This window comes from Frankia tisae, from assembly GCF_025403405.1.
Taxonomy (GTDB): Bacteria; Actinomycetota; Actinomycetes; order Frankiales; family Frankiaceae; genus Frankia; species Frankia tisai.
In genome coordinates this window covers 1-8,676 of the sequence record NZ_JANEZT010000295.1, presented here as the reverse complement: position 1 = coordinate 8,676, position 8,676 = coordinate 1, and the positions used below count along the sequence as shown (strand labels likewise).

Below are 8,676 nucleotides of genomic sequence, written 5' to 3'. Positions count from 1 at the left end.
GAGGCGGTCTGCGCGGTGGCGAAGCGGGTGGGGGTGGACATCACCCAGGCGGCGGCGGCCATCGTGAGCGCCTCCGCGGTGGGCAGCGGGCGTTCGCGGGCGGCGTCGACGTGGGCGGTGCGCAGGCGGACGAGCAGCGACGGGATGTCGATGCGCACCGGGCAGACGTCGTAGCAGGCGCCGCACAGGCTGGAGGCGTACGGCAGGGAGGCGTTGTCGTCGTTGCCGGCGTGGATCCCGGTGAGCTGCGGGGACAGCACGGCGCCGATGGGGCCGGGGTAGACCGAGCCGTAGGCGTGGCCGCCGACGCGCTCGTAGACGGGGCAGACGTTCAGGCAGGCCGAGCAGCGGATGCAGTGCAGCGCGTCGCGGCCGACGGCGTCGCCGAGGGCGGCGGTGCGGCCGTTGTCGAGCAGGACCAGATGGAACGCCCGCGGACCGTCGCCGGGGGTGACGCCGCTCCAGGTCGAGGTGTACGGGTTCATCCGCTCACCGGTCGACGACCGTGGCAGCAGCTGCAGGAACACCTCCAGGTCGCGCCAGCTCGGCACGACCTTCTCGATGCCCATCACCGTGATCAGCGTCTCCGGCAACGTCAGGCACATCCGGCCGTTGCCCTCCGACTCCACCACGACCAGCGAGCCGGTCTCGGCGACGCCGAAGTTCGCCCCCGACACGGCGACCCGCGCCCGCAGGAACGTGCGGCGCAGGTGGGCGCGGGCGGCCATGGCCAGGCGGCGCGGCTCGGCGGTGAGCGACGGGTCGACGTCGGGCATCTCCCGCAGGAACAGCTCGCGGATCTCGGCGCGGTTGCGGTGGATCGCCGGGACCAGGATGTGGCTGGGCACGTCGTCGCCCAGCTGGATGATCAGTTCGGCGAGGTCGGTCTCGTGGGCGGTGATGCCGGCGTCGGCGAGCGCGGCGTTCAGGCCGATCTCCTGGGTGGCCATCGACTTGACCTTGACCAGTTCGGTCGCGCCGGTCGCCTGGACGAGGCCGGTGACGATCGCGTTCGCCTCGTTCGCGTCGCGGGCCCAGTGCACCGTCCCGCCGCGGGCGCTCACCTCGGCCTCCAGCCGGACGAGATGGTCGTCCAGGCGGGCCATCGTCGCCCGTTTGATCGCCTCGCCGGCGAGGCGCAGCTGCTCCCAGTCGTCGAGTTCGCCGACCGCCGCGGCCCGCTTGGCGCGGATGACCCCGGTGGCGTGGCCGAGGTTGCGGCGCAGCTGGCTGTCGCCGAGGGCGTCGCGCGCGGCGGCGGGGAACGGCCGGTCGCCGCGCAGCTGCCCGACGCCGGGCGGCGCGGGGATCCCGAGGAACGCCGCCGTCACCGGACGCTCGCCTGGGTGCTGGCGAGGATCTCGGCGAGGTGCACCGTGCGGGTGGCGGCGCGCAGCCGGGTCAGGCCGCCGCCGATGTGCATCAGGCAGGACGCGTCGCCGGCGGTGGCCACCTCCGCGCCGGTGCCGAGGACGTGACGCATCTTGTCGGCGAGCATCGCCGTCGACGTCGGCGCGTTCTTCACGGCGAAGGTGCCGCCGAACCCGCAGCAGGTCTCCGCCTCCGGCAGCTCCACCAGCGTCATCCCGGCGACCTGGCGCAGCAGCCGCAGCGGCCGGTCCCCGACCCGCAGCACCCGCAGCGAATGGCAGGTCGGATGGTAGGTGACCCGGTGTGGGTAGTAGGCGCCGACATCGGAGACGCCGAGCACGTCGACGAGCAGCTCGGACAGCTCGTAGGTGCGGGCCGCGACCGCCTCGGCGCGGCGGGCGAGCGCGTCGTCGCCGGCGTCGCGGGCGAGGGCGGCGTGCTGGTGGCGCACCGAACCGGCGCACGAGCCGGACGGGGTGACGATGACGTCGGCGTCGGAGAACACGTCGACATGGTGGCGGACCAGCTCGACCGCCTCGCGGGCGTAGCCGGTGTTGACGTGCATCTGCCCGCAGCAGGTCTGTGCGGCGGGGAAGACGACCTCGTGGCCGAGGCGTTCCAGCAGCTCCGTCGTGGCCTGCCCGACCCGGGGGAACAGCGAGTCGACCAGGCAGGTCACGAACAACGCGATTCTCATCCGGGCCCGCCCCGGTCCTCGACCCCGATCGCCACGGGTTCGAAACTATCCCGGCCGGACCGCGGACGCCCGCCCATCGCGCAACCCGCCGCGCGGTACCGGCACCGAGGCGGGTTCCGCCGCCACCCGGGGTGCACGATGGTGCCTGATTGTTCACGGACGGCTCCGCGCCGGAGTCGAGACATACCCTGGCCCTGTGACAAAGAGGGGCACCGAGCGAGGAGAAGAACGTCGATGAGGATCGCCGAGGACATCACGCGGCTGGTCGGGAACACGCCCCTGGTGCGGCTGCGCCGGGTCACCGACGGGGTCGGGGGCCAGGTCGTCGCCAAGCTGGAGTCGTTCAACCCGGCGCACAGCGTGAAGGACCGGCTCGGTCTCGCGCTCATCGACGCCGCCGAACAGGCCGGCGCGATCGGCCCGGACACGATCATCGTGGAGCCCACCAGCGGGAACACCGGCATCGCGCTGGCCATGGTGTGCGCGGCCCGCGGTTACAGGTGCGTGCTGACGATGCCGGAGACGATGAGCGTCGAGCGGCGGATGCTGCTGCGCGCCTACGGTGCCGACCTGGTGCTCACCCCCGGCCCTGAGGGAATGGCCGGGGCCATCGCCAGGGCCGAGGAGCTGGCCAAGAGCGATTCCCGCTACTTCATGCCCCAGCAGTTCGAGAACCCGGCCAACCCGGCGATTCATCGGGCCACGACCGCTGAGGAGATCTGGCGCGACACCGACGGGACGATCGACTTCCTCGTCGCCGGCGTCGGCACCGGTGGGACGATCACCGGGGTGGCGGAGGTCATCAAGGCGCGCCGGCCGTCGGCCCGGTTCGTCGCGGTGGAGCCCGCCGCGTCGCCGGTGCTGTCCGGGGGCGCGAAGGGGCCGCACCCGATCCAGGGCATCGGCGCCGGCTTCGTGCCCGGCGTGCTCGACACCACGCTCGTCGACGAGATCATCCAGGTGGAGGCCGACGACGCGATGGATCTCGCCCGCCGCCTCGCCCGCGAGGAGGGCCTGCTCGTCGGCATCTCCGCCGGGGCGGCCGTGTCGGCCGCGCTGACGGTGGCGGGCCGCCCGGAGAACGCCGGCAAGCTGATCGTCGTCGTACTGCCCGACTTCGGCGAGCGCTACCTGTCGACGCCGCTGTTCGCCGGCCTGGGAGACTGAGGCGTGCTCGCGACGCTGCGCCGGGACCTGCGCACGGCGCGGGACCGCGACCCCGCCGCCCGCTCCACCCTCGAAGTCGCGCTGTGCTATCCCGGGGTGCACGCCCTGTGGGGATACCGGGTGAACCACTGGCTGTGGACGCACCGGCTGCCGCTGCTCAGCCGGGTCGGCGCCGAGATGACCCGCAAACTGACCGGCGTCGACATCCACCCCGCCGCCCGGATCGGCGAGCGCGTGTTCATCGACCACGCCACCGGAGTGGTCATCGGGGAGACCGCCGAGGTCGGCGCCGACGTGACGATCTACCACGGGGTGACGCTCGGCGGGACCAGCCTGGAGGCCACCAAGCGCCACCCGACGATCGGCGACCGGGTGGTGATCGGCGCCGGCGCGAAGGTGCTCGGCTCGTTCACCGTCGGCGCCGACAGCCGCATCGGCGCGAACGCCGTCGTCGTCCACCCCGTCCCGCCGGGTTCGGTCGTCGTCGGCGTCCCCGGGCAGGTCATCAGCCCGAGCCGGCCGCAGCCCGCCCACGACGACCGCCTGCCCGACCTGGTCGGCATCAGCCTGCAGTCGCTGCTCACCCGCGTCGACCGGCTCGAGGCGGCCCGCGCCCGCACCGCCGTCACGGCCGGTGCGGACGGTGCCGCGCCCGGCGACGGCGCCGGGGAGCGGCCGCCGATCCGCCTGCCACAGGCCGGCGTCTGGCAGGGCGAGGACTTCTCCATCTAGTACGAACCCCGGCGCGAATCCGTGCGCAGATGGTCACAGTGAGCTGCGCGGGAGGCGGCGACCCGTGGGGTCGCCGCCTCCCGCGAGGTGAACGCATCGCCCGCTCGGATTCCCGCGACCCTGACGCTCACTCGGCCAGGATCACCGGGCCCGTCCGCTACCGGACGATGATGCGGGCCGAGGCCAGGTTGGGGATGCGCCGCGACGTGGCGTTGGCGTCGCCGTCACGGTGGGATTCGACGAGGGCGGTGGCGAAGTAGGTCCCGGGCGCGTCGTAGGTGTGCGTCGTGGTCACGGTCACCTCGGCCTGCGAGCCGTCGAGGTCCTCCGCGCGGGGGAAGGTGCCCTGGCCGTCGAAGTCCCACTGGAGGCCGACGATCGTGCCGGCGCCGGGCGGCGTCTCGGCGTGGGCGGACAGCGTGACCGCCTCGCCCACCGCGACCTCGGCCCGAGCGCTGCCGTTCGCCGTCACCGACACGACCGGCTGGATACCGCGGCGTTCCTTGGCCGTCGCCGGCAGGACGATCGCGCCGTCGCGGTAGTCGTATTCCGTATCGACCGGTTCGATGCCGTTCTCCACCCAGTCGACCAGGTCGGCCAGGGACTGCTCGATGATCGGCTGGTAGTTCACCAGGTAGGTGGTGTTCGCCCGGCCCGGCGCCGACGCCGCCATGTTCGGCGGAACGTGCTCGGCATTCTCGGTCCAGCGCAGGCGGAACTTCGTGTGGGCCAGCTCGACCCCGTACTCGCGTTCGATGTTCGCCTTGAAACCCAGGCCCTGCGGCGGCCACAGTGACGAATCATGAGTGTGGTGGACCCACAGCAGTTTGCCCTCGATCCGGCCGGTGTGCTTGACGCCCATGAACGGCGACATCTCCGGTAGTTCGTACTGCTGGTAGAGGGGCTGGCCGTCGACCCGCAGGAAGTCGTACTCCGGCTCCCACGGGAGGAGATGGTGCCGGTAGTAGTAGCAGTAGGCGAGGAAGGCGTGATTGTCGACCCGTACCCGGTCACCGGGCTCGACGCCGGTGAAACGCAGGTTCGCGGCCTCGCCGTCGCTGTCGACGAGCAGGACGTCCCTGTGCCCGTTGAGGACGTAGAGCTTGCGGCCGGCGGCCGCGCCGCTGGTCAGTTCGACGCCCGCCCCGAGGATGTAGCCGTCCGGAACCTCGTCGAGCTGCACCGCCATCGGGACGTGCCACATGTTGTTCATGGCCGCGAACAACGACGCCAGCGCGCGCACCTGGCCCAGCTCCGCCGTCTGCAGGGCCGGGTCCTCGAGCAGGTCCTTCGCGTACAGGACCCGCTTGACCGTCGTGTCCAGCTCGATCAGATCGTCGCGCACGAGTTCGGGCTGGTCGAACCCGACATGACCGGGCTTGGTCCAGAAGTTCTCCCAGTACTGGGGATAGTCGGCCTGCAGGCGCGTGGCCATCGACGACCACAGCCACATCTGCCCCATCGGCTGGGCGATGAAGGACTCGTCACCGCGCGGGTAGCCGATCTTGTACACGTTCGCGAGTTCCTCGCGCTGATGGGTGTTCAGGCCGGCGAACGGATCGCCGCTGCCGCCCGGCCACATCGCGTCGACGACGTCGTGGATCCTGTCTCCGAGGACCCGCTGGACGTTGAACATCGAGGAGAAGTTGGGCGTGCCGTTGCGCAGTAGTCGCAGGTCGCCGTAGTCGCCGTCCTGGGCGTCACCCATGTAGGGCAGGGCCGCGTCCCACACGTCGGGCGCGTACGCCAGGCACAGCGGCGAGCGCCGCGCGCCGCCGCTTCCGCCGTACACGTAGGCATACGCGGTCGGGGCTCCGTAGACCTGGGCGGCCAGGAACTTGGCGAACCGGGCGGACTCGGCGGCGGCCCGATAGCCGTAGATCGTCGGATCGGGGCCGGCCTTCGGATCCATGACGTCGCCGATGTGACCCATGTTGGACTCGACGGCGAAGCCGCCCATCCTGAAAATCATCTCCAGCCCGCCGGTCACCTGGCCGAGCGGGCCGGTGTTGACGTTCTCGTGGCCGGCGTTGGCGCCCTCCAACGGCTGGAAAAGGCGGCCCCGCCATCTCTCGGCGGGCGGGTAACAAAGCGCGAACCGGGTGCTCGTCCCCTCGAAACCGCCGTGGATATAACGATGCTCGACGGGCTCGTTGCGCTGTTCGTCCTCGTCGATGTACGGCGCACCGAAGAAACTGTCGATCACAACGTAGGAGTCGAGTCCAAGGGACGCCATCGAACTTCCTTTCACGCCTGAGTCACCCACATTGGCGAAGCTGACCAGGGGTCGACATTAGAGTGATGCAGGCCACAAGTCAACGGCGTTCACCGTGAAGCTGGTCAGCAAGGCGAGTGCTCAGGCGGGCGAGCCGGCGCGGCGGGCGTCGCGGTGGGTGCCCCAGCATCCTGCTGTGATCGAAATCCAGGTCGTAGTAGAGCGCGCCGGACGACCGCAGCTCCGACAGCCTGCGCCGCACCGTCGTCTGCGACCGCCCGGTGGCCGTGGCCTAGCTCGGCTGCCGAGGTTCGGCCGTCCACGGCGAGCGCGTCGAGCAGCTACTGATCGTCGCCTGGCGGCTCCGGCCGAAGGGTTGAAACCTCGACAAGCCGTCGGCCGGAATTCTCGCGGTGCCTCAGTCGCCCACGCCCATCATGACGAGCACCGCGACTCCTTCGGGCCGTCCTGTCTCATGGGTATCGCTCTGACGGGACACACCGCTCTGCTACGCCGAAGGCGGCGAGCAGCTCGCGGACGACGGCCGTCGGCAGGCCGATGACGGTGTCGAGGTCGCCGTCGACGGCGGTGACGAACGCGGCCGCGCCGCCCTGGATGGCGTAGGCGCCGGCGGCGTCCATCGCCTCCCCGGCGGCGACGTAGGCGGCGAGCTCGGCGTCGGGCACGTCGCGCATCGTCACCGCAGTGGTGGCGGCGCGGCCGCGGATGGTGCCGGTCGCCGCGTCGAGGACGACGACGCCGGTGACGACCCGGTGGGTCCGCCCGCGCAGGCTGCGCAGCATGTCGAGGGCGTCGGCGGGGGAGGCCGGCTTGCCGAGGATCCGCCCGTCGACCTCGACGACGGTGTCGCTGCCGAGGATGAGGCGGCCGGGGCGCAGCGCGACGACGGCGCGGGCCTTGCGCTCGGCGAGCTCGACGGTCAGCTCGGGGGCCGTCGCGGTTGCCGTCGACTCGTCGGCGCCGCTGACGACCACCTCGAAGGGCACCCCGAGCCGGGCCAGCAGCTCGCGGCGCCGCGGTGACCCGGAAGCGAGCACGATGCGCTGATCCGCCGTCATGGGAGCAGCGTATCCAGCGCCGGCCACGGCCCACCGACCCCGCCACGTCGGGGGGCCGGTAGACCGGCGTCGTTATGCGACGTGCCTCATGGCGGCGCTGGACAACCACATTCGACTAAGCGTCGAACGCGGCCCCGAACCGGAATCCCCGGACCGGGCAGCCTCCTGACCGGGCCATTCGCCGATTGACCCTTTCGGGCGTGGGCGGGATGGGTTGGGTCGTACCTCGTCGGTTACATAACTCTCACCGGTACTCGACCGCGAACTGGATGGATCGCGGACCTAGACTGGATCCGGCAGGGCACTGCTCCACCCACCCGGCGAGATCGAGATCAACCACCAGGAGGGTGAAAATGGCCATTCCAGCACGTCAGGCGATCAGAGTCGGAGCCTATCTCGCGAAGCAGAAAATTCTGCGGCGCGAGAAATTTCCCATCACCCTGGAACTGGAACCACTGTTCGCGTGCAACCTCTCGTGTGAGGGCTGCGGCAAGATCCAGCATCCGGCGGACGTGTTGAAACAGCGTATGCCGGTCGAGCAGGCGCTGGCTGCGGCCGACGAGTGCGGCGCCCCCGTGGTGTGCCTGGCGGGTGGCGAACCGCTGATGCACCCGCAGGTCGAGCAGATCGTCGAGGGCCTGGTCAAGCGCAAGAAGTTCGTCTACCTGTGCACGAACGCGCTGCTCATCCCGAAGAAGATCGACAAGCTCACCCCGTCGCCCTACCTGTCCTTCGCCGTGCACATTGACGGCCTGGAGGAGCGCCACGACGAGATCGTGGCGAAGAAGGGCGTGTTCGCCCAGGCGGTGGACAACATCAAGGAGGCCCAGCGCCGGGGCTTCCGGGTGACCACCAACACAACCTTCTTCAACACCGACACCCCGCAGAACGTCATCGACGTCCTGAACTTCCTGAACAACGATCTCAATGTCGACGGGATGATGCTCTCCCCGGCGTACGCCTACGAGAAGGCTCCTGACCAGGAGAACTTCATGGGCGTCGAGGCGACTCGGGAGCTTTTCCGGAAGGCGTTCGCGGAAGGTCGCCGGAAGGGCTGGCGGATCAACCACTCGCCGCTCTACCTGGACTTCCTCGAGGGGAAGCTTGATTTCCCGTGCACGGCCTGGGGAATCCCGTCCTATTCCCTCTACGGCTGGCAGAAGCCCTGCTACCTGATGGGTGACGGCTACGCCGAGTCCTACCAGGAGCTGCTCGACACCACCGACTGGGACTCCTACGGCCGCGGCAAGGACCCGCGCTGCGCGAACTGCATGGCGCACTGCGGCCACGAGCCGACGGCCCTCGCGGCGACGCTGGGGTCGCTGCGCGAGACCATCCGCGCCGCCGCGCGCTGATCGCCGCCGGGCGCGGATCCGCCCCGCGGGCTGGTCGGCGTCCGGCGTACTGATCTGATC

At 70.7% G+C, this 8,676-nt stretch carries 7 protein-coding genes; 3 read left to right on the top strand and 4 right to left on the bottom strand.

The window, feature by feature from the left end:
• Both NBZ85_RS23135 and NBZ85_RS23130 read right to left on the bottom strand, forming a co-directional pair.
• Positions 1–1,331 (bottom strand): lactate utilization protein B (locus NBZ85_RS23135; protein WP_261562575.1); only part of this gene is annotated, 1,331 nt, incomplete at its 3' end.
• Positions 1,328–2,068: a (Fe-S)-binding protein gene (locus NBZ85_RS23130; RefSeq protein WP_261559376.1), complete on the bottom strand. Its 741-nt coding sequence runs from the start codon at positions 2,066–2,068 to the stop codon at positions 1,328–1,330. The genes NBZ85_RS23135 and NBZ85_RS23130, both read right to left, overlap by 4 nt.
• Positions 2,069–2,302: 234 nt before the next feature.
• Between NBZ85_RS23130 and cysK the strand changes: the two genes are divergently transcribed.
• Both cysK and cysE read left to right on the top strand, forming a co-directional pair.
• On the top strand, positions 2,303–3,235 hold the full coding sequence (cysK, locus tag NBZ85_RS23125; RefSeq protein WP_261559377.1) for a cysteine synthase A: 933 nt from the start codon (positions 2,303–2,305) through the stop codon (positions 3,233–3,235).
• Between the two features lie 3 nt (positions 3,236–3,238).
• Positions 3,239–3,967: a serine O-acetyltransferase gene (gene cysE / locus NBZ85_RS23120; protein WP_261559378.1), complete on the top strand. Its 729-nt coding sequence runs from the start codon at positions 3,239–3,241 to the stop codon at positions 3,965–3,967.
• Between the two features lie 157 nt (positions 3,968–4,124).
• Here the strand turns inward: cysE and NBZ85_RS23115 are convergent, their stop codons facing one another.
• Together NBZ85_RS23115 and NBZ85_RS23110 are read right to left on the bottom strand one after the other, a co-directional pair.
• A complete protein-coding gene (locus tag NBZ85_RS23115) occupies positions 4,125–6,203 on the bottom strand; it encodes a PKD domain-containing protein (RefSeq protein WP_261559379.1) in 2,079 nt (692 codons plus the stop codon).
• Positions 6,204–6,655: 452 nt separating this feature from the next.
• On the bottom strand, positions 6,656–7,261 hold the full coding sequence (locus NBZ85_RS23110) for a Maf family protein (protein ID WP_261559380.1): 606 nt from the start codon (positions 7,259–7,261) through the stop codon (positions 6,656–6,658).
• Positions 7,262–7,614: 353 nt separating this feature from the next.
• Between NBZ85_RS23110 and hpnH the strand changes: the two genes are divergently transcribed.
• A complete protein-coding gene (gene hpnH / locus NBZ85_RS23105; protein WP_261560764.1) occupies positions 7,615–8,616 on the top strand; it encodes an adenosyl-hopene transferase HpnH in 1,002 nt (333 codons plus the stop codon).
• Positions 8,617–8,676 lie beyond the last annotated feature (60 nt).

What these genes read in the sequence shown, in the direction of transcription:
- hpnH (WP_261560764.1), top strand. Translation starts at nt 7,615, where the DNA reads ATGGCCATTCCAGCACGTCAGGCGATCAGAGTCGGAGCCTATCTCGCG.
- NBZ85_RS23110 (WP_261559380.1), bottom strand. Translation starts at nt 7,261, where the DNA reads ATGACGGCGGATCAGCGCATCGTGCTCGCTTCCGGGTCACCGCGGCGC.
- cysK (WP_261559377.1), top strand. Translation starts at nt 2,303, where the DNA reads ATGAGGATCGCCGAGGACATCACGCGGCTGGTCGGGAACACGCCCCTG.
- NBZ85_RS23130 (WP_261559376.1), bottom strand. Translation starts at nt 2,068, where the DNA reads ATGAGAATCGCGTTGTTCGTGACCTGCCTGGTCGACTCGCTGTTCCCC.
- NBZ85_RS23115 (WP_261559379.1), bottom strand. Translation starts at nt 6,203, where the DNA reads ATGGCGTCCCTTGGACTCGACTCCTACGTTGTGATCGACAGTTTCTTC.